Annotated in this window: 1 protein-coding gene; it reads left to right on the forward strand. The window is 70.8% G+C overall.

The genetic code is table 11. The features are described from left to right. Positions 1-432, forward strand: a 432-nt coding sequence (locus AB4Y92_RS25955) for a cytochrome-c peroxidase (protein WP_441822238.1), incomplete at both ends; no start/stop codon positions are given.

Genomic DNA, 432 nt, shown 5'->3' on the forward strand with positions numbered 1-432 from the left:
GTTGAACGCCTTTCTCGCCGGCGCGACCACTGCCGCGCTCGCGCTGATCGGTGGCTCGCAGGCGGTGGAGCCCGCCCAGTCCGCAACGGACGCAGGGCTGACGGCTGCGCGTGCGAGCTATCGGCGTCCCAGTGCCGTGCCGTTCCCTGCCTCGAACCCGCTCACCCCCGCCAAGCTTGAACTCGGGCGGCGCCTGTTCGGCGATCCGACCCTGTCCTCGAACGGCACGGTCTCCTGCGCGACCTGCCATGACCCCGCGCTCGGCTTCACCGATGGCGTGGCGATCTGGAAGGGCGTGGCGCGGGTGCCGCTGGTCCGGCATACGCCGCATCTGTGGAATCTCGCCTGGGGCGCAGCCTTTTTCTGGGACGGGCGGGCGCGCACGATCGAGGAGCAGGTGCACGGCCCGATCGAGAACCCGCTGGAGATGGC

This window comes from Lysobacter sp. TAB13, from assembly GCF_052113885.1.
GTDB lineage: Bacteria > Pseudomonadota > Gammaproteobacteria > Xanthomonadales > Xanthomonadaceae > Lysobacter > Lysobacter gummosus.